This window comes from Xanthomonas sp. LMG 12459, from assembly GCF_009192905.1.
Lineage (GTDB): Bacteria > Pseudomonadota > Gammaproteobacteria > Xanthomonadales > Xanthomonadaceae > Xanthomonas_A > Xanthomonas_A sontii.
In genome coordinates, this window is sequence record NZ_NSGT01000077.1 from 1 (window position 1) to 24798 (window position 24798).

At 68.4% G+C, this 24798-nt stretch carries 20 protein-coding genes and 1 tRNA gene; 6 read left to right on the forward strand and 15 right to left on the reverse strand.

Features of this window, described 5'->3' with window-relative positions:
- The first annotated feature begins 118 nt into the window (after nucleotides 1–118).
- Nucleotides 119–1231 (forward strand): homoserine O-acetyltransferase, encoded by a 1113-nt coding sequence (locus tag CEK65_RS15815; RefSeq protein WP_152182292.1) that lies wholly within the window; start codon nucleotides 119–121, stop codon nucleotides 1229–1231.
- Nucleotides 1232–1527: 296 nt separating this feature from the next.
- On the opposite strand, the gene CEK65_RS15820 is transcribed toward CEK65_RS15815, so the two are convergent.
- From CEK65_RS15820 to cydD, 3 genes are all read right to left on the reverse strand, one after another.
- The gene (locus tag CEK65_RS15820) at nucleotides 1528–3420 is read right to left on the reverse strand and encodes a S8 family serine peptidase (RefSeq protein WP_193314810.1); all 1893 of its coding nucleotides are present in this window, start codon (nucleotides 3418–3420) and stop codon (nucleotides 1528–1530) included.
- A 279-nt stretch (nucleotides 3421–3699) separates the two neighbouring features.
- Nucleotides 3700–5397, reverse strand: a complete 1698-nt coding sequence (gene cydC, locus CEK65_RS15825) for a thiol reductant ABC exporter subunit CydC (protein WP_152182294.1) — start codon at nucleotides 5395–5397, stop codon at nucleotides 3700–3702.
- Nucleotides 5394–7112, reverse strand: coding sequence for a thiol reductant ABC exporter subunit CydD (gene cydD / locus CEK65_RS15830; RefSeq protein WP_226980603.1), 1719 nt, complete (start codon nucleotides 7110–7112; stop codon nucleotides 5394–5396). Before cydD ends, cydC begins: the two co-directional genes overlap by 4 nt.
- A gap of 272 nt (nucleotides 7113–7384) precedes the next feature.
- Between cydD and CEK65_RS15835 the strand changes: the two genes are divergently transcribed.
- The 5 genes from CEK65_RS15835 to CEK65_RS15855 all read left to right on the forward strand — a co-directional run bounded on the left by CEK65_RS15835 (nucleotide 7385) and on the right by CEK65_RS15855 (nucleotide 11023).
- Nucleotides 7385–8974 carry a cytochrome ubiquinol oxidase subunit I gene (locus tag CEK65_RS15835; RefSeq protein WP_152182296.1) on the forward strand — a complete coding sequence of 530 codons (1590 nt, stop codon included), beginning with the start codon at nucleotides 7385–7387 and terminating at the stop codon, nucleotides 8972–8974.
- 19 nt (nucleotides 8975–8993) lie between these two features.
- Nucleotides 8994–10145 carry a cytochrome d ubiquinol oxidase subunit II gene (gene cydB, locus CEK65_RS15840; RefSeq protein ID WP_152182297.1) on the forward strand — a complete coding sequence of 384 codons (1152 nt, stop codon included), beginning with the start codon at nucleotides 8994–8996 and terminating at the stop codon, nucleotides 10143–10145.
- A 23-nt stretch (nucleotides 10146–10168) separates the two neighbouring features.
- Entirely contained in the window at nucleotides 10169–10297 is a 129-nt protein-coding gene (gene cydX / locus CEK65_RS15845; protein WP_010343450.1) for a cytochrome bd-I oxidase subunit CydX, read from the forward strand.
- 60 nt (nucleotides 10298–10357) lie between these two features.
- A tRNA-Pro gene (locus tag CEK65_RS15850) sits at nucleotides 10358–10434 on the forward strand.
- Between the two features lie 226 nt (nucleotides 10435–10660).
- On the forward strand, nucleotides 10661–11023 hold the full coding sequence (locus CEK65_RS15855) for a hypothetical protein (RefSeq protein ID WP_226980601.1): 363 nt from the start codon (nucleotides 10661–10663) through the stop codon (nucleotides 11021–11023).
- 63 nt (nucleotides 11024–11086) lie between these two features.
- Here the strand turns inward: CEK65_RS15855 and CEK65_RS15860 are convergent, their stop codons facing one another.
- From CEK65_RS15860 to CEK65_RS15915, 12 genes are all read right to left on the reverse strand, one after another.
- A complete protein-coding gene (locus tag CEK65_RS15860) occupies nucleotides 11087–13003 on the reverse strand; it encodes a CocE/NonD family hydrolase (RefSeq protein WP_152182298.1) in 1917 nt (638 codons plus the stop codon).
- A 233-nt stretch (nucleotides 13004–13236) separates the two neighbouring features.
- On the reverse strand, nucleotides 13237–14484 hold the full coding sequence (locus tag CEK65_RS15865) for a glutamate-5-semialdehyde dehydrogenase (protein WP_152182299.1): 1248 nt from the start codon (nucleotides 14482–14484) through the stop codon (nucleotides 13237–13239).
- A gap of 145 nt (nucleotides 14485–14629) precedes the next feature.
- Nucleotides 14630–15811 carry a glutamate 5-kinase gene (proB, locus tag CEK65_RS15870; RefSeq protein ID WP_150409052.1) on the reverse strand — a complete coding sequence of 394 codons (1182 nt, stop codon included), beginning with the start codon at nucleotides 15809–15811 and terminating at the stop codon, nucleotides 14630–14632.
- A 4-nt stretch (nucleotides 15812–15815) separates the two neighbouring features.
- A complete protein-coding gene (locus CEK65_RS15875; RefSeq protein ID WP_152182300.1) occupies nucleotides 15816–16073 on the reverse strand; it encodes a YciI family protein in 258 nt (85 codons plus the stop codon).
- A gap of 126 nt (nucleotides 16074–16199) precedes the next feature.
- Complete coding sequence (argH, locus tag CEK65_RS15880; protein WP_152182301.1) at nucleotides 16200–17498, reverse strand: argininosuccinate lyase; 1299 nt, start codon at nucleotides 17496–17498, stop codon at nucleotides 16200–16202.
- A gap of 86 nt (nucleotides 17499–17584) precedes the next feature.
- Nucleotides 17585–18565: an N-acetyl-gamma-glutamyl-phosphate reductase gene (argC, locus tag CEK65_RS15885; RefSeq protein WP_152182302.1), complete on the reverse strand. Its 981-nt coding sequence runs from the start codon at nucleotides 18563–18565 to the stop codon at nucleotides 17585–17587.
- The gene (locus tag CEK65_RS15890) at nucleotides 18562–19191 is read right to left on the reverse strand and encodes a GNAT family protein (protein WP_152182303.1); all 630 of its coding nucleotides are present in this window, start codon (nucleotides 19189–19191) and stop codon (nucleotides 18562–18564) included. Before CEK65_RS15890 ends, argC begins: the two co-directional genes overlap by 4 nt.
- 14 nt (nucleotides 19192–19205) lie before the next feature.
- A complete protein-coding gene (locus CEK65_RS15895; protein ID WP_152182304.1) occupies nucleotides 19206–20522 on the reverse strand; it encodes an acetylglutamate kinase in 1317 nt (438 codons plus the stop codon).
- Between the two features lie 79 nt (nucleotides 20523–20601).
- A complete protein-coding gene (locus tag CEK65_RS15900) occupies nucleotides 20602–21699 on the reverse strand; it encodes an acetylornithine deacetylase (protein ID WP_152182305.1) in 1098 nt (365 codons plus the stop codon).
- 6 nt (nucleotides 21700–21705) lie between these two features.
- Nucleotides 21706–22158 carry a GNAT family N-acetyltransferase gene (locus CEK65_RS15905; protein ID WP_152182306.1) on the reverse strand — a complete coding sequence of 151 codons (453 nt, stop codon included), beginning with the start codon at nucleotides 22156–22158 and terminating at the stop codon, nucleotides 21706–21708.
- A 191-nt stretch (nucleotides 22159–22349) separates the two neighbouring features.
- On the reverse strand, nucleotides 22350–23591 hold the full coding sequence (locus CEK65_RS15910; protein ID WP_152182307.1) for an argininosuccinate synthase: 1242 nt from the start codon (nucleotides 23589–23591) through the stop codon (nucleotides 22350–22352).
- 73 nt (nucleotides 23592–23664) lie between these two features.
- A complete protein-coding gene (locus tag CEK65_RS15915) occupies nucleotides 23665–24690 on the reverse strand; it encodes an N-acetylornithine carbamoyltransferase (protein ID WP_152182308.1) in 1026 nt (341 codons plus the stop codon).
- Nucleotides 24691–24798: the final 108 nt, after the last annotated feature.

Sequence of the window (24798 nt, forward strand, 5' to 3'; positions counted from 1 at the left end):
GGCATGTTTATGCAGGTTCATTCGGGGCTCCTGGGGGCTGGGTTGGCTTGGTAACCCCCATCTTCCAGAGATGCCCCGGATGAACAACCTACTGAGAGATCACAGCTAGAATCGGCCCATGACCGAATTCATCCCGCCCGGCAGCCGCTTCCACACCCTGCCCTCGCCGTTCCCGATGAAACGTGGTGGCCAGTTGCATGGCGCGCGGGTCGCCTACGAAACCTGGGGCACGCTGTCGGCCGCGCGCGACAACGCGGTCCTGATCGTCACCGGACTCTCGCCCGACGCGCATGCCGCAGCCAATGCCGACGATCCCACGCCAGGCTGGTGGGACGGCATGCTCGGCCCGGGCAAGCCGATCGACACCCAGCGCTGGTTCGTGATCTGCGTGAACTCGCTGGGCAGTTGCAAGGGCTCGACCGGTCCAGCCTCGCCGCATCCGGACGACGGCCAGCCGTATCGCCTGCGCTTCCCGGAGCTGTCGATCGAGGACGGTGCCGACGCCGCCGCGCAAGTGGTGCGGGCACTGGACATCGCGCAGTTGGCCTGCGTGATCGGCAACTCGATGGGCGGCATGACTGCGCTGGCGCTGCTGCACCGGCATCCCAGCCTGGCGCGCAGCCACATCAACATTTCCGGCAGCGCGCAGGCACTGCCGTTCTCGATCGCGATCCGCTCGCTGCAGCGCGAGGCGATCCGGCTGGACCCGAACTGGAACGGCGGCGACTACGACGAGGCCACCTATCCCGAATCGGGCATGCGCATGGCACGCAAGCTGGGCGTGATCACCTATCGCTCGGCGCTGGAATGGGATGGCCGCTTCGGCCGCGTGCGCCTGGACTCGGACCAGACCGACGACGATCCGTTCGGCCTGGAATTCCAGGTCGAGAGCTACCTGGAAGGCCATGCCCGCCGCTTCGTGCGCCGCTTCGACCCGAACTGCTATCTGTACCTGAGCCGCTCGATGGACTGGTTCGACTTGGCCGAACCTGCGGGCGGCGACGTGCTGGCCGGCATCGCCACGATCCGCATCGAGCGCGCATTGGCGATCGGCGCCAACACCGACATCCTGTTCCCGGTGCAGCAGCAGCAACAGATCGCCGACGGCCTGCGCGCCGGCGGCGCACAGGCGCAGTTCCTGGGGCTGGATTCGCCGCAGGGCCACGATGCGTTCCTGGTCGATTTCGCGCGGTTCGGACCGGCGGTGCGGGCGTTTCTGGATGCGCTGTGAGTGGTGCAGGGTGCGAGCCGCATCACCCCAACACGCGGTGCCTGGCGACGCCACCAACGGCATCTTTCGCGTGGGTTCATCCCGACACGCGTCCCGCGTTGGGTAAATTGAGTTCCTTCCAAAACACGTCCCACTTCGTAGATCGCTCGCGAATAGGCGTTGCCACGATCGGACACACGGACCACCTGCATGACGCCAACAGGCGCCATGCCACCACCAGCCAAGCGCGGGAGCACGGCAGATCCTTTGCCGTGATCCCGCTCGATCGTTTCAGCAGAACGCCGGCAGCGACGAAATCAGTTGAACCGCGCCATGTCTGTCAGCGCCGTGTTCTGAATCAGCGTCTCGCCATTGAACTCGAAGTAGCGGCCATAGGCGGTGATCACCTCATGCCGATTGCTCTTGAGTTCGCGCGTGTCGAACTTGCACGGCGTGCCTGCCGGACCGTAGTTGCAGATCTGCTGGTAGCGCGCAACGCCCTGCAACGGACCAGAGGCGAGGAGATTGCCGTTCGCGTCCCACATCCAGTACTGCCCGTAGGCGTTGACCGACTCGACCAACCCACCCCATTCCGGGAACACGACCAGCGAGCGGGTGTCGAACACGCAGGGATTCTTTCCCTGGCAAGGGCCAGCCGCATAGCGCGGGACGTCTTTCAGTTCTCCACCCTGCGGGCCGAACGGCTGGCCGTTCGCGTCGAAGTTCCAATAACGGCCATAGGCGGTGATGGATTCGAGATAGCCCACGCCCGGATAGTTCACTTCGGCGCGGGTGTCAAACTTGCAGGGTCTTTTACGCGTGACGAACTGGGTCGTGCACGGTCCGTTGCTTCCCGCGTAAACCGAAGAGCTACTGAGCGGCACAGGAAGCGTGACCGGCAAGCCCTGAGCATCAAACTTCCACACGTGGCCGTAAGCGGTCACAGTCTCGGTGCCATCCGGCGCTACATCCATGCTATCCAGAGTGCACTTCGCCTGTCCCGACTTGCCAGGTACGTTGTAGCGGCACGCGCCAGCGGACATCTGCTGACCGGCGACACTGCGTGCGGCACTGACGGCGGCTTCGGCGTTCAGCAGACCTGCGCCACAGCCACCGGAGGGACACACCATCGGACCTGCCGAAGCCTGCAGAATGCTTGTGATCTGGGCGGGACTCAACGACGGGTTGGCTGAGAGCATCAGTCCGATGACGCCACTGACATGAGGTGTTGCCATCGAAGTGCCACTCAGAAAGCGATAGCAATGCACCCATTGGGTACCAGTGCCCTCGGCCCAAGCCGACATCACACCCACTCTGCTGGTGCTTACGCCCTTGTTTCCTACATTGTTCAAAATGGGACAGGCGCCCTCTCCCGCACCGAACACACCATCTTCTCGGGTCGCTCCTCCACCCGGCGCCGTCAACGTCAGCGATGCACCACCATTGCTGTACGGAGCTTCCACGTTAGGCTCTTGCGGCGTGCCGAGGGAGGCACCTACGGAGATCACCCCGGGACAGGACGCTGGACTGACATTTGCCACATCCACCCGAGACTCTGGTACTCCCTCATTGTCGTATTTGATATCGGGCGTATTGTGGTTACCCGCCGCCGCGACCACAGGTACGCCGGCAGCCACCGCGCCGGCAATCGCGGCGCGGGTAAGCTTGTAATTGCCACTACTGCTGCACGAGACATTTGCCTGGGCAAAACTGAGATTGATCACGCGCGCACCAGACTGCACCGCCACCTGGATGCCGTCGGCGATACTCGCATCGGTTAGCGATGTCTTGATCGAAAGGACTTCACACTGCGGGCATACTCCGGCGACACCCTCACCATTCCGGGTTCGGGCCGCCACGATACCCATGACATGAGTTCCATGCGCACCGGAGCCGATGTATCTAGAGTCTTCACCATTGCCATCTAGCGCCTCGGTCGCATCCCAGTAAGTCGCGAGACCAGCGCCATCTTTCGCCCAGTTGATATCCGGATGCTCGGAGTATCCAGTGTCAACCACCGCCACACGGATCTTTTCCCCACCCGACGGGGCCAGCGCCCAGGCCTGCGGCGCACGGATCGCATTGAGCGTCCACTGCTGCGCCGAAAGCGGATCGTTGGTCAGCGCCTGTGCGTGCACCGCGCCGCTCAGCGCCAGCCCTGCCATCACCCCCAAGCGCACCAGGGCCGACAGCCGTTTCTTCGCGAACATTGTTCCAAACATAAGTGAAACTCCTTTTCTCTGATGGGCAACCCCCTGTCGCCCGGTCATCCGGAAGAAACTGACTACCGCTTCGTGGTGTTCGTTCCGCATCACCGACCGTCGCGAAATTCTAGAGCGGTGACGTCTCACAGGCCGACACTGACGGCGCGTTGTATACCATCAGAGAATCTCGTCCCAGTTGCCATCGTTCTGCGACGTGCGTGCTTGGAGGTCGCCGCCATTCGTGGCACACGTGCGCCACGCGTGACCAGTCACGCTGCGCGTGTCTCACACCGTCTCATCGCCTGACGCTTCGACGCTGCGCACGAGCTGCCCGTCCTGCAACCGATAACGCACATGCACCACGCCCTCGGGCAGCACATCGTGACTGATCAGCAGCAGGCTGCGCTGGCCCAGCGCCTGCGCCAGGTCGCGCAGCAGCGCCTGCGCGGTGTCCACGTCCAGGCCTTCGGTGGGTTCGTCCAGCACCAGCAGCGGTGCCTCGCGCAACAGGGCGCGGGCCAGGGCCAGGCGCCGCGCCTGGCCGGCGGACATGGTGGCGCCGTTTTCGCCGAGCCAGGCGTCGAGGCCACCGACTTCGTGCAGCCAGGCGTCGAGCCGCACGTCGGTCAGCACCCGCTGCAGCCGCGCATCGTCGGCTGCGGGATCGCCCAGGCGCAGATTGTCGCGCACGCTGCCGGCGAACACCGGCGCGCCCTGCGGCAGCCAGGCGACGCGGCGATGCCACTGTGCCTCGGCCACCTCGCGCAAATCCGTGCCGGCGTAGCGGACGCTGCCCTGTTGCGGATCCCACAGCCGCAGCAGCAGCGCCGACAGGGTGGTCTTGCCGCTGCCGCTGTCGCCGGAGAGGGCGATGCGCTCGCCCGGCGCGATGCGCAGGGACACACCGTCGAGTACGCGCCGCGCCTCGCCCGGCCAGGCGAACACCACGTCGTCGAACTGCACCTCGCCAGTCGCCGGCAGCGGTTGCGGTTGCGCCGGGTCGAGCACCGGCGGTGCCTGCCCGGCGATCGCCTGCAGGCGCCGCGCGGCGACGCGGCCGGACTGCAGCGCCTGCCAGGCCAGGCCGGCCCCGGCCCAGACCTCGAGCAGGGCCACGGTCAGGAACACCAGACCCGCGGCCTGTTCGGCGCTGATCGCGTCGGCACGCGCCGCACCCAACGCCACCCACAGCATCGCCAGCAGACCAAATGCCGCGCACAGCGCATGCAAGGCGTTGCCGCCGATCAGCCGCTGCCGCTGACGCCGGTCCTCGGCGCGCACCGCCTGCGCGCTGGCGTCCACGCGTGCGATCCAGGCGGCCTGCGCCTCGAGCGCGGCCAGGTCGGCGGCACCTTCCAGGCCTTCGTAGGCCAGGGTGCGCAGGGCTTCGCGCTGCTGCGCGCGCGCACGTTCGCGAGCCTCGCCGCCGCGCGCCACCACCCACGGCACACCCAGTCCGATCGCCAACGCCAGCGCGGTCAGCACCAGCGCCGCCGGCCCGTGGATCGCCGCTGCCGCGGCAATGCCGATCGTGCCGACGCCGAGCAGTCCCGCCAGCGGCGCCAGCGCGCGCACTACCAGGCCGTCGACCTCGCCGATGTCCGACATCAGCCGTGCCAGCAGTTCGCCGGTGCGGCTGGCGCCGAGCCGTGCCGGTGCCAGCGGCAGCGCGCGGCGGAAGAACCACACCCGCAGGTCGCGGGCGATGCGCAGGGTCGCGTCGTGTCCGACCAGCTTTTCGCCGTAGCGCGAGGCGATGCGCGCGAAGGTCAGTGCGCGAATGCCGGCCGACGGCGAGAAGAAGTTGAAGCCGCTGCCCATGCCGACCGCGCCGGCCAGCGCCGCGGCGGTGAGGAAGCCGCCGGACAGGCCGAGCAGCCCGACCCCGGCCAGCATCGTGCACAGCACCAGCAGCACGGTCAGCAGCAGCCGGCCGAGATGGCGGCCGAACACGCCGCGCAAGCTGTCGCGGGTGCCGCTCATGGTTGCGCTCCCTGGGTCGCGGCGGAGGCGTTGCGGGCCGGCAACCGCAGCACGGTATCGGCCCAGCGCAGCGCCGCCTCGCTGTGGGTGGCGACGATCACGCTGCGGCCGCGGGCGAACTCCGCCAGCGTGTGCAGCAGGTCCGCCTCGGTGTCCGCGTCCAGGAACGCGGTCGGTTCGTCCAGCAACAGCAGTTCCGGATCGCGCAGCAACAGTCGCGCCAGGCCGATGCGTCGCGCCTCGCCGCCCGAAAGGCCGAAGCCACGCTCGCCGATCGGCGTGTCCAGCCCCTGCGGCAGACGCGCGGCGAAGCGCAGCACCTGCGCCGCCTCGGCGGCGGCATGCAGTTGCGCAGCGCTGGCCTGCGGATCGGCCAGGCGCAGGTTGTCGGCGATGCTGCCGTGGAACAGATACGGCCGCTGCCCGGCGTAGCCGATGCGCAGTCCCTTGCGCACCTGCAAGGTACCGGCACGCGGCGGCAGCCACCCGGCCAGCGCTTCCAGCAGCGTGCTCTTGCCGCTGCCGCTGGGGCCGACCAGGGCCAGGCGCTGTCCGGCATGCAGATCGACATCCAGGCCCTGCACCGCATCGCAGCGCGCACCCAGCGGCCGCAGATGCAGCGCGCGCGCCTGCAGCAGCGGTACCTCGCGCGACGCGCTTGTGGAAGGCGCGGCGACGGGCATTGCCTCGGCAGCGGCGTCGTTCGGCACGGCGGCCCCCTCGGCGTGCGCAGCCGGCGCATCCGTGGCCTGCGGCAGGCTTTCCAGCAGGCGCTCCACCTCGGCCGCCGCGGCCAGCGCATTGGCGCGGTCGTGGTAATGCGCGGCCAGGCGCCGCAGCGGCGCATAGAACTCCGGCGCCAGCAGCAGGCAGAACACGCCGGTGCCCAGGGTCGGCACGCTGCCGTGCAGGGCGATCATGCCGAGGTAGCTCAGGCCCAGGTAAAGCGCGACGATCGCCACGCTGACCGAGGCGAAGAACTCAAGCACGGTGGACGACAAGAACGCGATGCGCAGCACTTTCAGCGTGCGCTCGCGCACGCCCTCGGCAGCAGCGGCGATCCCGCGCAGTTCGTCGTCGCCGCGCCCGTACAGGCGCAACAGGCCCAGGCCCTTGAGGCGGTCGGCGAAGTGCCCGCCCATCCGCGCCAGCTCGCGCAACTGACGGCGACCGGCGGCCTCGGCGCCCCAGCCCACCAGCATCATGAAGATCGGCACCAGCGGCGCGGTGAACAACAGGATCAGACCGACCACCCAGTCGCTCCACGCCACCGCCAGCACGATCAACAGCGGCACCACGCTCACTTCCCAGCGCGCGGGCCGGTAGCCGGCGTAGTAACCGTCCAGCGCATCGCCATGCGCCAGCAGCAGTTCGCCGAGTTCGCCGTTGCGCTGCCCACGCAGCCACAGCGGCCCGCGCTGCAGCAGTTGCCGGTACACGCGCCGACGCAATTCGAGTTTGGCCGCATCGGCGACATCGCCGGCAGCCCGCTGCGCGGCGGCGCCGAGTCCGGCGCGCAGGACCAACACCAGCGCCAGCAGGCCGAAGGCCGGCAGTGCCTGCGCCAGGTCGTGGCGCTCGACCAGCAGCGCCTGCACCAGCCAGGCGATGGCGCCGGCCTGCACGATCAGCAGCGCGCCGGACGCGCTGATCGCCGCCGCAGCCAGGCGCTGGCGGCCGCGCGCGGCCACGGCCAGGGCCTCCAGCCAGCGCATGCGCTGCTGCCGCTGCTGCGGCGTATCGGCGGGCAGTGCAGTGGACGGCTCGGCGGAATCGGTCAAAACGGGCTCGGCGCGGCGAACGAAGTCGCCAGTTTAGCGGGAAGGCGCTTCCGGGCCGGAACCGCCGTGGTCGCCACGATGCCGGGCACCCCGGTTCCGCACATTGATCTGAATCAAGGTCGAACGCGCCGCAGCGGCGGAAGATCGCCTCCAATCTCCCGCCACTCGGCCACCCAGATGCACATCTTCCACGAGGTAGCACAGCCATGATCGACACCACTGTCGTAGAGCTGTCGCGGCTGCAGTTCGCCATGACCGCGATGTACCACTTCCTGTTCGTCCCGCTCACCCTGGGCCTGTCCTTCATGATCGCGATCATGGAGAGCGTGTACGTCATGACCCGCAAGGACGTGTGGCGGCGCATGACCCTGTTCTGGGGCGTACTGTTCGGCATCAACTTCGCGATGGGCGTGGCCACCGGCATCGTCATGGAGTTCCAGTTCGGCATGAACTGGTCCTACTACAGCCACTACGTCGGCGACATCTTCGGCGCGCCGCTGGCGATCGAAGGGCTGATGGCGTTCTTCCTGGAGGCGACCTTCATCGGCCTGTTCTTCTTCGGCTGGAGCAAGCTCACCCCGGTCAAGCACCTGATGGTGACCTGGCTGATGGCGCTGGGCACCAACCTGTCGGCGGTGTGGATCCTGATCGCCAACGGCTGGATGCAGAACCCGACCGGCGCGGTGTTCAATCCGGACACCATGCGCATGGAAGTGGTGGACTTCATGGCGGTGGTGTTCAACCCGGTGGCGCAGGCCAAGTTCGTGCATACGGTCAGCGCCGGCTACGTGACCGGCGCGGTGTTCGTGATGTCGATCAGCGCGCTGTACCTGCTGCGCGGCAAGCACCGCGACATCGCCCGGCGCTCGTTCGCGGTGGCCGCCGCGTTCGGGCTGGCGTCCTCGCTGTCGGTGGTGGTACTGGGCGACGAGAGCGGCTACGCCGCCAACGAACACCAGAAGATGAAGCTGGCCGCGATCGAGGCGATGTGGGAAACGGAGCAGGCGCCGGCCGACTTCACCGCCTTCGGCATTCCCAACCAGGCCACCGGCAAGAACGACTACGCGATCAAGGTGCCGTACCTGATGGGCCTGATCGCCACGCGCTCGTTGAACACGCCGGTGCCGGGCATCCTGGAACTGGTCAAGCGCGCCGAGCACCGCGTGCGAGGCGGACAGATCGCCTACGGCGCGCTGCAGCGGCTCAAGGCCAACCGCAACGACGCCGAGGCGCGCGCGGTGTTCGACCGCCACTGGCAGGACCTGGGCCACGGCCTGCTGCTCAAGCGCTACCGCGAGGACATCCTCAACGCCACGCCGGAGGAGATCGCCAAGGCCGCGCTGGACACGGTGCCGCGCGTACTGCCGCTGTTCTGGACGTTCCGGGTGATGGCCGGCCTGGGCTTCTACCTGATCGCGTTCTTCGCCGCGGCGCTGTGGTTCTCCTGCAAGCACAACTTCGAGGACAAGCGCTGGTTCCTGAAGCTGGCGCTGTGGACCCTGCCGGCGCCGTGGATCGCGATCGAGTGCGGCTGGTTCGTGGCCGAGTACGGCCGCCAGCCGTGGGCGGTGGAAGGCGTGCTGCCGACCTTCTATGCCGCCTCCGGCCTGGCCCTGCACGACATCCTGATCACCCTCGCCGGCTTCGTGGCGATCTACACCACGCTGCTGATCATCGAGATCAAGCTGATGCTCAAGGCGATCCGCAAGGGGCCGGACGATCTGCCCGCCCTGCTGCAACCCGCCCCGCGTCCCGTCACCCCGATCGCCGCACCTGCGGCCGCCGGCCACCTCTGATTCCGGCAGGAGACACACCATGGACTTCATTGCATTGGACTACACCACGCTGCGCGTGATCTGGTGGCTGCTGCTGGGCATCCTGCTGATCGGCTTCGCGGTGATGGACGGATTCGACCTGGGCGTCGGCGCGCTGCTGCCGTTCGTGGCCAAGAACGACGCCGAACGCCGGCTGGTAGTGAACACCATCGGCCCGGTCTGGGAGGGCAACCAGGTCTGGTTGATCCTGGGCGGCGGCGCGATCTTCGCCGCCTTCCCGCCGCTGTACGCGGTGAGCTTCTCCGGCTTCTACCTGGCGATGTTCGTGATCCTGTTCGCGCTGATCCTGCGCCCGGTCGGGTTCAAGTTCCGCGGCAAGCTGCCCGGCCAGCGCTGGCGCAACGGCTGGGACTGGGCGCTGTTCGTCGGCGGCTTGATCCCGGCGCTGATCATGGGCGTGGCGGTGGGCAACGTGCTGCTGGGCGTTCCGTTCCACTTCGACGACACCCTGCGGGTGTTCTACACCGGCAGCTTCTTCGGCCTGCTGATGCCGTTCGCCCTGCTCGCCGGCCTGCTCAGCGTGAGCATGCTGGTGGCGCACGGCGCGGCGATGCTGGTGCTGAAGACCGACGGCCCGGTGGCCGAGCGCGCGGCGCGCTACGGCAGCATCGCCGCCCTGGCGGCCTGCGCGCTGTTCGCCGGCGCCGGGGTATGGGTGGCCACCGGCCTGCCCGGCTATGCGGTCACCTCGCAGGTGGTCACCGACGGCGCCACCAACCCGCTGCTGAAGACCGCCGTGCTCGGCGAGGTGGGCGGCTGGATGCACAACTACAAGACCATGCCGCTGACGGCCCTGGCCCCGGCCGCCGGCCTGCTCGGCCTGCTGCTCAGCGCGGCGCTGTTGCGCAAGCGCCGCGGCGGCCTGGCGTTCATCGCCTCCGGCGCAGCCATCGCCGGCATCATCCTGACCGTGGGCTTTGCGATCTTCCCGTTCCTGCTGCCGTCCTCCAGCCAGCCGGGCTCCAGCCTGACCGTGTGGGACGCCTCCAGCAGCCACCTGACCCTGTGGATCATGCTGCTGGCCACCGTGGTGTTCCTGCCCATCATCCTCGGCTACACCACCTGGGTGTACCGCGTGCTGAAGGGCAAGGTCACCGCCGCCTCCCTGGACGACAACCCCAACGCGTACTGACGCGCCCGCAAGGAGAAACGATCATGTGGTACTTCGCCTGGATTCTCGGTGTGGGCCTGGCCTCCACCGCCGCCATCCTCAACGGCATGTGGTTCGAGGCGCGCGAGCGCAACGCGGCGGATGCCGCGGACGCGGCCGCCGCGGGGGACTGAAATTTTTTTGCAAAGGCGCTTGCCGAATGCGGAAGACCTCCGTATCATGTGCGGCTCCTTCGGGGTGTAGCTCAGTCTGGTAGAGCGCTACGTTCGGGACGTAGAGGTCGCAGGTTCGAATCCTGTCTCCCCGACCAGTTTCAAGGTCACAAGAAGCCTGGAAAACCACAGTTTTCCGGGTTTTTTTGTGTCTGCAATCCGGTGCGGCCACACAGCGCGGCAACCGCCCGCCTCCGTCTTCTCGAAGCAACCTGGCCTTGACGCCCGGGCCCGGCGCCTGGCCACAATGGCGACGGGGAACCGGCGCATGCATCACGACCCGCGTCTTCGGCGACGACACGCGCCGAAGGCGAGGCGGCGGGCATGTCCGTTTCGACGCTCACGACTCAGACAAACGGACACGACACCATGAAACTGCAAGCGACGCTCTGTCTCTCACTGATCGCGCTCTACTGCGCGCCCGCAGCCGCGGTGACCGAAACCGACAAGTCGGTGGACCGCCTCGGCGTGCAGGGCGGCACCGCCTACTTCAGCATCAAGGATCCGTTTTCCACCAACTGCAAGTTCGACGTCGTCTATTTCAGCATCGGCGACGATTTCGGCAAGGCCGCCTATGCGAGCCTGCTCGCCGCACAGACCTCGGGCAAGAAGCTTTCGCGCTTCGACTACGCGCAATCCGCTCCCGGCGAAACCTGCACCCTCGCGCTGGTCGAATCGCGCAGCTGACCACGCGTTCGCGGCACGCCGAACGCCACACGCCGGCGCACAATGCGCCGGCGCCGGCTTCGCTCACTCCACCGGCAAACTGATGTAGCTCGCCTGCTGCGGCGTGTGCCAGATCCGCTGCGTCGCCTTCTGGTAATCGCCCGGCTTGGCGAAGTAGATGTTCGGCACGTAGGTCTGCGGATTGCGGTCGTACAGCGGGAACAGGCTCGACTGCACCTGCACCATGATCCGGTGGCCGCGTTCGAAGGTGTGGTTGGCCGTCGGCAGGCCGAAGCGGTAGGCCAGCGGCTGGTTCGGGGTCAGCGGCGCCGGATGCTCGAAGCTTTCGCGGTAGCGGCCGCGGAAGATCGCCAGCGACACCGGCAATTCATAGCCGCCCAGTTTCGGATCGGACGCCATCTGGTCCGGGTACACGTCGATCAGCTTCACCACCCAGTCGCTGTCGCTGCCGCTGGTGGAGGCCTGCAGGTTCACCTGCGGCGCGCCGGCGATGCGCAGCGGTGCCTGCAGCGGTTCGCTGACGAAGGTCAGCACGTCCGGGCGGCCATCGACGAAGCGCTGGTCGTGCACCAGCCAGGTGGTCCACATGTCGCGATCGCCGAACACCACCGGGCGCGGCACGAACGGCACCGGCTTGGCCGGGTCGGAAACGTATTCGGTGTACTCGCCCTGCCCGGCCTTGGGCGCCTCGAACGAGACGCGGCCGCCGGCCTCCAGGTACAACGGCTTGCTCTGCGCCGGGCAGCCCTGCGCGCAGCTCAGCGGCCAGCGCTGCAGGCGGTCCCAGTGGTTGGCGCCGGTGTCGTAGATCAGCACCGGCGGCGTGTCGGCCTTGGGCGCGCCGTCGACCAGGTACTGATCGAAGAACGGCTTGAGCACGTCGCGGCGGAACTGCAGCGCGGTATCGCCGTCGAACTGCAGTGCGCCCAGCGAGGCACCTTCGTAGTTGACCTGGCTGTGCCGCCACGGCCCCATCACCAGGTAGTTTTTGTCGTTGCCGGTATCGCGCGGCTCCATCGCCTCGTAGCTGTGGATCGCGCCCCACATGTCTTCCTGGTCCCACAGCCCCTGCAGCCACATCGTCGGCACCTTCAGCGGGGTGCGCGCCATCACCTTGTCCAGCGCCTGCTCCTGCCAGAACGCGTCGTAGGCCGGGTGCTCGGTGAGCTTGCGCCACCACGGCAACTGCTCCAGCCCGGCGGCCTTGGCGTAGTCGCCAGCCGAACCGGCGCGCAGGAAATTGCTGTAGTCGTCGTAGCCCTGGCGCGGAATGCCCTCGCCCTTGCCGCGCCGGGTCATCTGGCCGGTGAAGTAGTCCAGGTTGACCTGGCGGAATGCGCCGTAGTTGAGCCAGTCGTCGCCCATCCAGCCGTCGATCATCGGGCTTTCCGGCGCGGCCACCTTCAGCGCCGGATGCGGATCGGCCAGCGCCATCACCACGGTGAAGCCCTCGTAGGACGAACCGATCATGCCGACCTTGCCGTTGGATTCGGGCACGTGCTTGACCAGCCAGTCGATGGTGTCCCAGGCGTCGGTGGCGTGGTCGACCTTGGTCGGGTTGAGCGGCCCGCGCAGCGGCCGGGTCACCACGTAGTCGCCCTCCGAGCCGTATTTGCCACGGATATCCTGGAACACGCGGATATAGCCGCCGTCGACGAACACCTCGTCGCCCTGCGGCAGCAGATCGCGCATGTGCGGCGAGGCCAGCCGGCTGGCACGGCCGCTGGCGTCGTAGGGCGTGCGGGTCAGCAGCATCGGCGCGCCGTGCGCGCCCTTGGGCAGCACGATCACCGTGTGCAGCTTGACCCCGTCGCGCATCGGGATCATCACCTCGCGCTTGATGTAGTCGTTGGCCGCGGTCGGCGCGACGAAGGGCTTGCCGGTGATGTCCGGGGTCATCGGCGCGGTCTGGGCGAACGCGGTGCCGGCGGTGGCGAGAGCGACAGCAGCGGCGAGCAGGCAGGGAGCGAGGCGGAGCATGGGCATTGGATCCCGAAAGGAGGCGAATCCGCGACGCTAGGCGACGGCGCCTCACTCGGCAAGTGACAAAGGCTGGGTCGCCGATCTTCGCCGTCGGCGCCGCGGTGCGCGAGCGCGTGGGCACGCCGTTCCGATCAGCGCCAGTGGCTGCCCTGGCCCAACTCCACCGTCACGACGCAGATCACTCCCTTGCCAGGCAGCTCAGGCGCCCGACCGACCAGGATCGCAGCGCCTCAGTGCCGGACCTGGCCTTCGCCGCGCACCACGAAGCGCTCCACGGTCAGCGCTTCCAGGCCCATCGGGCCGTAGGCGTGCAGGCGCGTGGTGGAGATGCCGATCTCCGCGCCCAGGCCCAGTTCGCCGCCGTCGGAGAAGCGCGAGGAGGCGTTGACCATCACCACCGCCGCGCGCAGCGCCTGCACGAAGGCCTCCGCGTTGGCCGCATCGGCGGTGGCGATGACTTCGGTGTGATCCGAGCCGTAGCGGCGGATGTGCGCGATCGCCGCGTCCAGGTCGGGCACCACCGCCACCGCCAGGATCAGGTCCAGGTATTCGGCGGCGTAGTCGTCGTCGCTGGCAGGGTCGATGTCCGGCAGCAGCGCGCGGGTGGCGGCATCGCCGCGCAGGGCGACACCGCGTGCACGCAGCGCCTGCGCCGCCAGCGGCAGGAAGCGCGCGGCCACGTCGGCGTGCACCAGCAGCGTTTCCAGCGAATTGCAGGCGGCCGGCCGCGTGGTCTTGCCGTCGACCAGCAGCTTCACCGCCAACGCCAGGTCCGCCGAGGCGTCCACGAACAGATGGCACACGCCCTTGTAGTGCTTGATCACCGGCACCCGCGCATGTTCGGCGACGAAGCGGATCAGGCCTTCGCCGCCGCGCGGGATCGCCAGGTCGACGATGTCGTGGAGCTGCAGCAGTTCCAGCATGGTCTCGCGGCGCAGGTCCTCGACCAGGGTCAGCGCGGCCTCGCCGATGCCGGCGTCGCGCAAGGCACGGCGCAGCGCCGCGGCGATGGCGGTGTTGGAATGGATCGCCTCGGAGCCGCCGCGCAGGATCACCCCGTTGCCGGCCTTGATGCACAGCGCCGCGGCGTCGGCGGTGACGTTGGGGCGCGCCTCGTAGATCATCGCCACCACGCCCAGCGGCACGCGGATCTTCTGCACGCGGATGCCGTTGGGGCGCACGTCGTCGCGGGTGACCTGCCCCACCGGGTCGGGCAGGCCCGCCACCTCGCGCAGCGCCGCGGCGATGCCGTCCAGGCGCTTGCGGTCCAGCGCCAGCCGATCGAGCATCGCGCTGCCGACGTCCTTGGCCCGCGCCGCCTCCAGATCGCGCGCATTGGCGGCGAGGATCGCCTCCGCATCCGCTTCCAGCGCCGCCGCCATCGCCTCCAGCAACGCCTGTTTGGCCGGCGACGACAACTGCGCCAACGCTTGCGCGGCATCGCGGCAGTGCAGGGCCTGGGTGCGGATGGAGGTCATTGGGCGGCTCCGGTGGATTCGGGATTCGGGATTCGGGATTCAAAAAGGCTACGCGCGACGCGAGGAAATCAGAGGCGGCGAATGCGATGCGCGATGCAGGTGCCGGCCTTGCGGCGCAGACGCGGCCGGCGCGGGGCGGGCGCGATTACGCCGACTCCCCATTGCCGACTCCCGATTCCCGCACCACCACCAGATCGTCGCGATGGATCACGTTCTCGCCATAGTTGTAGCCCAGGATCGCCTCGATGTCGCGCGAGTGGCGGCCGGCGATGCGGCGGATGTCCACCGCCGCGTACTGGCTGACCCCGCGCGCCAGGCAGCGTTCCCCGGCTGCGTCGCGCAGGCGCACTTCCACCATGTCGCCGCGGCGGAACTCGCCCACGGCGCCGGCGACGCCGCCCGGCAGCAACGAGGCGCCCTTGTCGAGCAGCGCGGCGGCAGCACCGGCATCGACCAGGATCGCTCCCGGTTCCACCGGCACGTGACGCAGCCAGTACTTGCGTGCGGCGATGCGGGTGCGTGCGGCATGGATGCGCGTGCCGCGCAGGCTGTCCTGGGCCAAGCCGCGCAGCACCTCGGCGCTGCGGCCGTTGAACAGATAGGTCTCGATGCCGGCGGCGCCGGCCTTGGCCGCGGCCTCCAGTTTGGTGCGCATGCCGCCGGTGCCCACGCCGCTGCCGCTGCCGCCGGCCATGGCCAGCACCGCCGCGCTCAGTTCCTGCACCTCGTGCAGCGGTTGTGCCTGCGGGTCGCGGCGCGGGTCGGCGGTGTACAGGCCGTCGATATCGGTGGCGATGAACAGCGCATCGGCGTCGACCAGGGCGGCGACGATCGCGGCCAGATTGTCGTTGTCGCCGAGCTTGAGCTCGTCCACCGAGACGGTGTCGTTCTCGTTGACCACCGGCAGCGCGCCCAGCCGCAACAGTTCGCCCAGCGTGGCGCGCGCGTTGAGGTAGCGGCGACGGTTGCGCAGGTCGTCGTGGGTCAGCAGCACCTGCGCCACCGGCCGCTCGAAGAAGCGCTGCCAAAGCGCGATCAACTGTGCCTGGCCGAGCGCGGCCAGCGCCTGCCGTGCCGCCAGCGCCGCACCGGCCTCGGCGGCCTTGGGCACGATGGCGCGGCCCGCGGCGACCGCGCCGGAGGACACGATCACCAGTTCGCGCCCGGCCGCCAGGTTGGCCGAGACGAACTGCGCCAGGCCCAGCGCGAAGCGCGGCGTGAGCCCGCCGCCGTCGGCGGCCAACAGGCTGCTGCCGACCTTGAGCACTGCGCGCCGCCACGGCGGCAGGCGTTGTTCGACGAAGGGCGATGGCGTCTGCGAGGTCATGGGATCAGCGCGTGTTCCATTCGTAGACGGTGAGGTCGGAGCTGCCGTGGATCGCCAGCGGATCGGCGGCGACGATCGCCTGCGCCTGCGCCAGGTCGTCCACGCCCTGCAGCAGGTAGGCGCCGCCGCTGCGATCGCTGAAGCCGCCGGTCAGCGCCAGCAGGCCGCGTGCGCGCAGGTCGTCGAGGAAGGCCTGATGCGGCGCGACCACGCGCTCGTCGAAGTTCGGTTTGCGCATCGCCAAAACCAGGTAGTGCTTCATCGTACGGGGTTCCTTCTGCAATCGGTTTGCATGTTCGGCGTCGCAGCGAACGCTTTTTGTGGGAGGGGCTTCAGCCCCGACGCGTTAGCGCCGAGGCGTCGCGGCTGAAGCCCCTCCCACAGGCAATCAAGCGTCCAGCGCGCGCCAACGCGCCTGCAGCTCGTCCAGGCGCAGATCGGCGGCGGCGCCCGGCGAGACCCGCGCGGCCAGGCTGCCTTCCGGCGTACGCCCCTGCCCTGCGCTGTCGGCGGATGCGGCGGCGGCCTGATAGGCCTCGCGGAACGGCACGCCGGCCACCGCGGCTTCCACCGCCACGTCGGTGGCGTACATGCCCGAATCGATCGCCGCGCGCAGCCTGTCCTCGCGCCACTCCAGGTTGGCCAGCAGCGCCGGCAGCAGCTCCAGCGCGGCCAGGCCGCGGCCGAAACCGTGGAAGATCGCACCCTTGCTGCTCTGCAGATCGCGGTGATAACCGGACGGCAACGACAGCAACTGTTCGATCTCGGTACGCGCCGCGGCCACGCTGGCGTGGGTGGCGCGCATCAGCTCGATCACGTCCGGGTTGCGCTTGTTGGGCATGATCGAGCTGCCGGTGGTGTACTGCGCCGGCAGCGCGACGAAACCGAATTCGCCGCTGGTGAACAGCGACAGATCCCAGGCCAGGCGGCGCAGATCCAGGGTGGCGCTGCCCAGCGCTTCCAGCGCGGCCATCTCGAACTTGCCGCGCGAGAGCTGCGCGTAGATCGGGCTGACCTGCAGGCGCGCGAAGCCCAGCGCGGCGGTGGTGTGCGCACGGTCCAGCGGCAGGTTGACGCCGTAGCCGGCGGCGGTGCCCAGCGGATTGCAGTCGACCAGGCGCAGGGTGTCGCGGGCGCGCAGCGCGTCGTCGATGAAGGCCTCGGCCCAGCCCGCCCACCACATGCCCGCCGAGGACACCACGGCGCGCTGGATGTGGGTGTAGCCGGGCACCGGCAGGTCGCGCTCGGCCCGCGCACGGTCCAGCGCCACCTTGGCGATCTCCGCGCTCAGTTGCGCCAGCCGCGCCAGCTTGTCCTTCAGCCACAGCCGGGTGGCCACCAGGATCTGGTCGTTGCGGCTGCGTCCGGTGTGGATCTTGCGCCCGGCATCGCCCAGGCGTTCGGTCAGCCGCGCCTCGATCGCCGAGTGCCCGTCCTCGAAGCGCGCATCCAGCACGAACGCGCCGCTGCGGAAATCCTCGGCCAGCACCGCCAACTCGCGCTGCAGCCCGGCCAGTTCGTCGGCAGACAGGATGCCGATGCGCTGCAGGCCTTCGGCGTGCGCGCCGCTGGCGGCGATGTCGTGCAGGAAGAACTCGCGGTCCAGGAGCACGTCGTCGCCGGCCAGGAAGGCCTGGATCTGCGTGTCGACGGCGACGCCGGGTTTCTGCCAGAGGAGATTGGTCATTGGAGAGCCGGGATTGGGGAATGGGGATTGGGGATTCGGGAAGCGGCGCGCTGCGGCGGTGATGGATGCCGCGCTGAGGTGGCACCCTACTGCGGCGCGTCCATCCGCGGGATCGACGTCAGTTCGTCCACGCCCAGCGCCAGGTTGAGGTTCTGCATCGCCTGCGTCGCGGCGCCCTTGAGCAGGTTGTCGAGCGTGGCCACCAGCACCAGCCGCTTGTTGCCCGGGGCCAGGGTGAAGCCGCCGAGCTGCACGCCGTGGCGGCCGGCGATGCGGCTGACCCAGGGTGCCTCGTCGATCACCTCGATCAGCGGCTCATCGGCATAGCGCGTGCGATACAGCTGCTGCACCGCGTCCAGCTTGAGCGGCTGCTGCAGCCACAGGTTCACGGTCATGGTGATGCCGCGGAAATGCGGCGCCACGTGCGGCATGAATTCCACCGGCACGCCGAGCTGCGCGGACACCTCGCGCTCGTGCATATGGTCGGTCAACGCGTACGGCATCAGGTTGTCGCGCAGCAGCCCCGGGTTGTTCTTGTCCGACGGCGTGGTGCCGGCACCGGAATAGCCGGACACGCCGAAGCACTGCGGCGGCCCGGCGAGTTGCTCGCGCAGCGGCGCGATCGCCAGCTGCATCGCGGTGGCGTAGCAGCCCGGATTGCTGATGCGGCGCTGCCCGGCATAGCCGGCACGGGTCAGTTCCGGCAGGCCGTAGTACCAGGCCGGGTCGAAGCGGTAGTCGGCGGACAGATCGACCACGATCGGGTCGGGCGCACCGGCGGCGACCGCCGCATCCAGCGCCGCCACGTAGGGCGCGGCCTTGCCGTTGGGCAGCGCCAGCACCACCACGTCGGCGCGCTTGGCCGCCACCGCGTCCGGGTCGAGATTCTCGTAGCGCAGCTCGCCTTCGTAAGCGTCGTGGTGCGCATCGACACGCTGCCCGTCCAGCTCGCGCGAGGACAGGAAGGCCAGCCGCAACTGCGGATGCGCGGCGATCAGGCGGATCAGTTCGGCGCCGGTGTGGCCGCGGGCGCCAACGATGCCGATGGAATGAATGAGAGTGTTCATGCGTGCGAATCCAGCCGGAACTGCAGGTGGCGTTTCACCCCGGCCCATTCCGTATCGATGATGGAGAAGATGACGGTGTCGCGCGGGGTGCCGTCGGCATGGCGCTTGTGGTTGCGCAGCACGCCGTCCTGCTTGGCCCCGAGCCGCGCGATCGCGGTGCGCGAGGCATGGTTGAACCAGCTGGTCTCGAACACCACGCTGAGGCAGCCGAGCGTGTCGAAGGCATGCCCGAGCAGCAGCAGCTTGGCCTCGGTGTTCAGGCCGCTGCGCTGCACCCGCGGCGCATACCAGGTGTAGCCGATCGACAGCGTCGGCACCTGCGGATCCAGGCCGTAGAAGCGCGTGCTGCCGACGATCTCGCCCTGCGCATCGCGCACCACGAACGGCAGCACCCGGCCCAGCGCCTGCACCTCCAGCGCGGCAGCGACGTAGGCGTCCACCCGCTCCGGTGCCGGCACATTGGTGTACCACAGCGCGTCCAGGCCGCTGCCGCGCAGCGCGGCGCGCAGGCCCTCGGCATGCGCCGCCTGCAGCGGCTCCAGGCTGACGTGGCGCCCGCGCAGTGTGGGCACGTGGCGCCAGACATCGGGCAGCACGGGATCGATGCTGGAAATGGGAACGGTCATGACGAAGGCGCCGCTCAACCCTGCAGGGTCGGCGTGCGCGTCGCGCAATGCGCCACGCAGTGCTGGATCTGCTCGAAGGTCTCCAGGCCGTACCAGAACACCTTCCACTTCTCCTGCTTGAAACAGCCGTCGGACTCGGCGTAGTAGAAGATGTTGACCTGGTTGTTGTGGCGCGAACGCCAGAACAACTGCGGCGTCTCCTCGCGCATCACGTTCCACACCGCGCGCCCCAGGCCCTCGCCCTGCGCGTCGTCGAGCACCGCGAACTTGTCCAGGTAGGTATAGCCACCCTCGTCGGTGAGGATCACCGCTGTGCGGTAGTTCTCGCTGACGTAGGCGCGCAGTAGCCTGGTGGTGTCGAAATAGTCCGGCACCAGGGTGCGGCCGAAACTGGATTCGATCAGGGTCTTCAGCCGCGGCAGGTCCAGCTCGCTCCACGCCGTGGCGCGCAGCACCTTCTCGCCGCGCCGCACCAGGGTACCCGAGCCCTTGTGGGTGAACAGTTCCTTGGCCAGGTCGGCCGGGCGCGTGATCGACACCGACGACTCCAGCGGCAGCCGGTCCAGCAGGTCCTTGATCTGCTCGATCTTGACCTTCATGCCGCCATGAATCCACGGCTGCGCGATCAAGTGGTCGTACTCGGTGGACAGGTTGATCGAATCGATCACCCGGCCCTGTTCGTCGAGCAGGCCGCCGGTGCCGGTGAGGAAGATGATCTTGTACGGCTGCAGTTCCTGCACCAGTTCGTTGGCGGCGAAATCGGCGTTGATATTGAGGATCTGGCCGCTGGGGGTCTCGCCCAGGCTGGTGATGACCGGGATCGAGCCGGCCTGCAGGCTGGCCTCGATCGGCGCCAGGTTCACCGCGGTGACCTCGCCGACCAGCCCGTAGGTATCGCGGTCCAGGTACTGCGCCTCGAACACGCCGCCGGTGATCGAGGTAGCGCGTGCGCCGTTCTGCTGCAGCGCCTCGACCAGCTTCAGATTGGAAGCCTGGAACACCCGGCGCACGATCGCCAGCGCTTCCGGCGAGGTCACCCGCAGGCCGTTGACGGTCTGCTTGTCGATGCCGGCGGCGGACAGCTCCGCGTCCAGCTGCGGGCCGGCGCCGTGCAGCACGATCGGGGTCAGGCCCACTTCCTGCAGGAACGACAGCGAGGAGGTCAGCGCCTCCAGGTCGTCGCGCAGCACCGCGCCGCCGACCTTGACCACGGCGAAGCGCTTGGCGTCCAGCTGCGAGAAGCGCTTGAGGTACTGGCTGATCTCCTTCGCGCTGGCCATGCTCGAGAGCAGGCGCACGATGGTCTGGCGGGTTTGGCGGTTGGCGTGCATGGCGTGGGGCGATGTCCGAAGGAATCCAGGGTGGAGCCGATCGCAGGATCGGTCCGGGCGACGAGGGAAGGCGCGCGGCTCAGCGCGGGCCGTTGATGATGCGATGCACCGAGGCGGCGTAGCGCTGCAGTTGCTCCAGCGTCACGAACTCGTCGGCGGTATGCGCCTGGGCGATGTCGCCCGGGCCGTAGACCAGCGCGGTGTAGCCGCCGGCGGAGAACAGCGAGGCCTCGGTCCAGAAGTCCACCGCGTTGCCGATCGGCAGCTCCAGCGCATCGGCGACGTCGCGCGCGGCCAGGCGCTTGTCCTCGGCGCGCGCAATGTCTCCCGACGGCAGGCTCGGCCCGCGGAAGGTCTCCTCGAAATGCGCCGAGGCCGGCTCGGCGAAGCCGGCGAAGGTCGCCAGCAACGCATCCACATCCATCGACGGCAGCGGCCGGAAACCGAAGCGCAGCTCCGCCGCCGGCGCGATCATGTTGGCCTTGATCCCGCCCTCGACTCGGCCGATGTTGAAGCGCAGTCCGGTCAGCCCGCCGAAGCGCGCGTGCGCCAGCGACTCCACGTGGTCCAGCGCACGGCCGCCCCAGCGCATCGCCTGGTGCAGCGCGCTGGCCGCCGCGTCCTGCTTGCCGGAGGCATGGCCGGCGCGGCCGGCGAAGCGCATCAGCACCGAACTGATGCCGCGATGCGCCAGCACCGCCTCGCTCATGGTCGGCTCGGCCACCAGCACCGCTTCATAGGGAATACCGCGGGCCAGGAACGCAGCGATGCAGCGCGGGTCGTTGGCTTCCTCGTCGCTGGAGAACAGGAACGCGGCATCGCCGTCGCCGGCATTGGCCGCGGCCAGCAGCGCCGCCGCCGCGCCCTTGATGTCGCACACGCCCAGGCCGACCACGCGATCGTCCAGGCGCCGCATGACGTGCGGATCGGCGCTCCAGTGCGGCGAATCCGGCACTGTGTCCAGGTGCACGTTGAACAGGTACCTCGGCGTGCCGCGTACCGCGTACAGGCTGACCGCGCCGGCGCCGTGGTCGATCACCTCCACCGCGAAGCCGGGCAGCTGTGCGCGGATGTAGTCGAAGATGCCATCGGTCCCGATCGCCCGCGGCGGATTGCGGGTGTCGAAGGACACCAGTTCTTTCAGGTGGGTCAGGGTGGATTCGAGCAGATCGGTCATGGTGTGTCAGGCTGCCGTGGTGCTGGTGCGGTAGAGATCGGGATAGGCGATTTCCATCAACGACTGCGGCCGCGCCGGCGCGGCGAACCCATACTGGGCGTACAGCGCATGCGCATCGGAGGTGGCGAGCATGAAGCGACGCAGGCCTTGCAGCTGCGGGTGGGCCATCACCGCCGCCACCAGCTGCTTGCCGTAGCCGCGGCCGCGATAGGCGTCGAGCACGAACACGTCGGCGAGATAGGCGAAAATCGCGCCGTCGGTGATCACCCGGGCGAACGCCACCTGCCCGACGCCATCGAGATGGCCGCCGAAGCACAGCGAACCGGCGATCGCCCGCTGCACCGTGTCCAGCGGGATGCCCAGGCTCCAATAGGCCTGCTCGCTGAGGAAGCGATGGATCAACGGCAGATCCAGTTCCTGCTTGTCGGTGCTGATGCGCAGTGCTTGCATGGGTTCCATCGCAGTGGCCCCCTTCTCCCACCGGGAGAAGGTGCCCCCGAAGGGGGCGGATGAGGGTACGGGCGAAGCCTGGTAAAGCTGATCGCGCTAGCGGATGAAGATCCTGGCGAAGCTCGCGCAACCAACTGGTGCGAGGCTTCGCCCGGACCCTCACCCCAACCCCTCTCCCAAAGGGAGAGGGGCTTTACGCGTCAGCGGTTGACCTGCGCGTACAGCGTCGAACTCATCCCGAACAGCTTGATGAAGCCCTCGGCCTCGGCCACGCCCCAGTCCGCCGACTGCGCGTAGGTCGCGCCCTTGGCGTTGAGCAGGTGCGGCGACTTCACCGCCACCGCGTCGACGCGGCCGCCGCGGGTCTCCAGCGTCACCTCGCCGTTGACCATGGCCTGCGACGACTTCAGGAAGGCTTCCAGGTCGGTCTTCAGCGGGTCGTGGTAGAAGCCTTCATAGACCAGCTCCACCCACTTGCGCGCCACGTCCGGCTTGAAGCGGTTCTGCTGCTTGGTCAGCACCGCATCCTCCAGCGCGCGGTGCGCGGCCAGCAGCGCCACCAGGCCCGGCGCCTCGAACACGATGCGGCCCTTCAGGCCGATCACGGTGTCGCCGGTGTACACGCCGCGGCCCACGCCGTAGGGCGCGAACAGCTTGTTGAGCCTGGCCAGGATCTGTTCGCCCGGCAGCGCCTTGCCGTCGAGTTCGACCGCCTCGCCCTGCACGAACTTCAGCTTCACCGTCAGCGGCTCGGTCGGCCACGCGCTGCGCGGCGCGCACCAGCCGCGGGCGCCCTCGCCCGGCGCTTCCCAGCGGTCGATCTCGCCGCCGGACATGGTCAGGCCGAGCAGGTTCTCATTGATGGTGTAGGCCTGCTGCTTGGCACGCACGCCGAAGCCGCGCTCCTCCAGGTACTTCTGCTCGTAGGCGCGGGTCTGGGTGTGTTCCTTCTGGATCTCGCGGATCGGCGCGACGATCTCGTAGTCGCCCAGCGCCTTGACCGCCAGGTCGAAGCGCACCTGGTCGTTGCCCATGCCGGTGCAGCCGTGGGCGATGGTCTTGGTGCCCAGCTCCTCGGCGCGCTTGAGCGCGGCATCGACGATCAGGTAGCGGTCGGACACCAGCAGCGGATACTGGCCCTGGTAGCCCTCGCCGGCCCACACGAACGGCTTGACAAAGCCGGCCCAGATCGCCGGGCCGCCGTCGACGGTGACGTGGCTGGCCGCACCCAGTTCCGCCGCGCGCTTCTCGATGAAGTCGCGCTCCTCGGCGTCCACGCCGCCGGTATCGGCGAACACGGTGTGCACCGCATACCCCTTGGCCTGCAGGTAGGGAATGCAGAAGCTGGTGTCGAGGCCGCCGGAGAAGGCGAGGACGATGTCCTTGCGGCCGGGATTCGGGATTGGGGAGTCGGGATTCGTGGAAGCGGATTGCTGCGACATGGGGGAGTCTCTCTGCGGTTGACTAAAGTAAGAACGGATAGGGAAGCCGATGTTGCGAATCCCCAATCCCGAATCACGAATCCCGGCGGCCCTGGCCAGCCAGCGCCGCCATGATCGCCTTCTGCACATGCAGGCGGTTCTCGGCCTCGTCGATGGCGATGCAGTTGGGCGAATCCATCACCGCGTCGGTGGCCTTGACGTTGCGGCGCAGCGGCAGGCAGTGCGAGAACACGCCGTTGTTGGTCAGCGCCATCTTGCGTTCGTCGACGATGAAGTGCTGGTACTGGTCGCGGATCGGCTTCTCCGGGCCCCAGTTGCCGAAGAACGGCAGCGCGCCCCAGCTCTTGGCATAGACCACGTCGGCGCCGGCGTAGGCACTGTCGATGTCGTGGCTGACGCTCAGCGAACCGCCGCTCTCGGCCACGTTCTGCGCGGCCCAGCCCATATAGCGCTCGTCGAGCACGTAGTCGGGGGTCGGGCACAGCAGGGTCACGTCCATGCCCAGGCGGGTCGCGATGGTCAGTGCGGAATTGGCCACCGCGGTGTTCAGCGGCTTGGGATGGTAGGTCCAGGTCAGCACGTACTTCTTGCCGCGCAGGTCGCGGGTGCCGAAGTGCTCCTGCAGCGCCAGCGCATGCGCCAGCTCCTGGCAGGGATGGGTGATGGTCTCCATGTTGATCACCGGCACCGGCGAGTACTTGGCGAAGCTCTTCAACACCACGTCCTCGCGGTCCTTGGCCCAGTCGACGAACTTCGGGAACGCGCGCACGCCGATCAGGTCCACATAGCGACCCAGCACCCGCGCCACCTCGGCGATGTGCTCTTCGGTGTCGCCGTCCATCACCGTGCCCAGGTCGAACTCGATCGGCCACGCGTCCTTGCCCGGCTGCAGCACCACCGCGTGGCCGCCCAACTGGAACGCGCCCAGCTCGAAGCTGGTGCGGGTGCGCATAGACGGGTTGAAGAACACCAGCGCGATCGACTTGCCCTTCAGTTCGCTGCCGAGACGGTTGCGCTTGAACAGCGCCGCCTGGGTCAGCAGCGCGTCGAGCTCGGCGCGGCTCCAGTCCTGGGTGTTCAAGAAGTGCTTCAGAGACATCGATCGATCCTTTGCAGCGGTGGGGACGCGGGACGCGCGGGAGGTGCTGTGGGGTTGTTCTTTACGGGTGAAACTTTTCCGGCCGATGAAAACGAAAAAACCCAGCCT

Bases quoted from the DNA above. Each gene is read 5' to 3' on its own strand.
- CEK65_RS15815 (WP_152182292.1), top strand. From the start codon at position 119: ATGACCGAATTCATCCCGCCCGGCAGCCGCTTCCACACCCTGCCCTCG.
- CEK65_RS15820 (WP_193314810.1), bottom strand. From the start codon at position 3,420: ATGTTCGCGAAGAAACGGCTGTCGGCCCTGGTGCGCTTGGGGGTGATG.
- cydC (WP_152182294.1), bottom strand. From the start codon at position 5,397: ATGAGCGGCACCCGCGACAGCTTGCGCGGCGTGTTCGGCCGCCATCTC.
- cydD (WP_226980603.1), bottom strand. From the start codon at position 7,112: ATGCGCTGGCTGGAGGCCCTGGCCGTGGCCGCGCGCGGCCGCCAGCGC.
- CEK65_RS15835 (WP_152182296.1), top strand. From the start codon at position 7,385: ATGATCGACACCACTGTCGTAGAGCTGTCGCGGCTGCAGTTCGCCATG.
- cydB (WP_152182297.1), top strand. From the start codon at position 8,994: ATGGACTTCATTGCATTGGACTACACCACGCTGCGCGTGATCTGGTGG.
- cydX (WP_010343450.1), top strand. From the start codon at position 10,169: ATGTGGTACTTCGCCTGGATTCTCGGTGTGGGCCTGGCCTCCACCGCC.
- CEK65_RS15855 (WP_226980601.1), top strand. From the start codon at position 10,661: ATGTCCGTTTCGACGCTCACGACTCAGACAAACGGACACGACACCATG.
- CEK65_RS15860 (WP_152182298.1), bottom strand. From the start codon at position 13,003: ATGCTCCGCCTCGCTCCCTGCCTGCTCGCCGCTGCTGTCGCTCTCGCC.
- CEK65_RS15865 (WP_152182299.1), bottom strand. From the start codon at position 14,484: ATGACCTCCATCCGCACCCAGGCCCTGCACTGCCGCGATGCCGCGCAA.
- proB (WP_150409052.1), bottom strand. From the start codon at position 15,811: ATGACCTCGCAGACGCCATCGCCCTTCGTCGAACAACGCCTGCCGCCG.
- CEK65_RS15875 (WP_152182300.1), bottom strand. From the start codon at position 16,073: ATGAAGCACTACCTGGTTTTGGCGATGCGCAAACCGAACTTCGACGAG.
- argH (WP_152182301.1), bottom strand. From the start codon at position 17,498: ATGACCAATCTCCTCTGGCAGAAACCCGGCGTCGCCGTCGACACGCAG.
- argC (WP_152182302.1), bottom strand. From the start codon at position 18,565: ATGAACACTCTCATTCATTCCATCGGCATCGTTGGCGCCCGCGGCCAC.
- CEK65_RS15890 (WP_152182303.1), bottom strand. From the start codon at position 19,191: ATGACCGTTCCCATTTCCAGCATCGATCCCGTGCTGCCCGATGTCTGG.
- CEK65_RS15895 (WP_152182304.1), bottom strand. From the start codon at position 20,522: ATGCACGCCAACCGCCAAACCCGCCAGACCATCGTGCGCCTGCTCTCG.
- CEK65_RS15900 (WP_152182305.1), bottom strand. From the start codon at position 21,699: ATGACCGATCTGCTCGAATCCACCCTGACCCACCTGAAAGAACTGGTG.
- CEK65_RS15905 (WP_152182306.1), bottom strand. From the start codon at position 22,158: ATGGAACCCATGCAAGCACTGCGCATCAGCACCGACAAGCAGGAACTG.
- CEK65_RS15910 (WP_152182307.1), bottom strand. From the start codon at position 23,591: ATGTCGCAGCAATCCGCTTCCACGAATCCCGACTCCCCAATCCCGAAT.
- CEK65_RS15915 (WP_152182308.1), bottom strand. From the start codon at position 24,690: ATGTCTCTGAAGCACTTCTTGAACACCCAGGACTGGAGCCGCGCCGAG.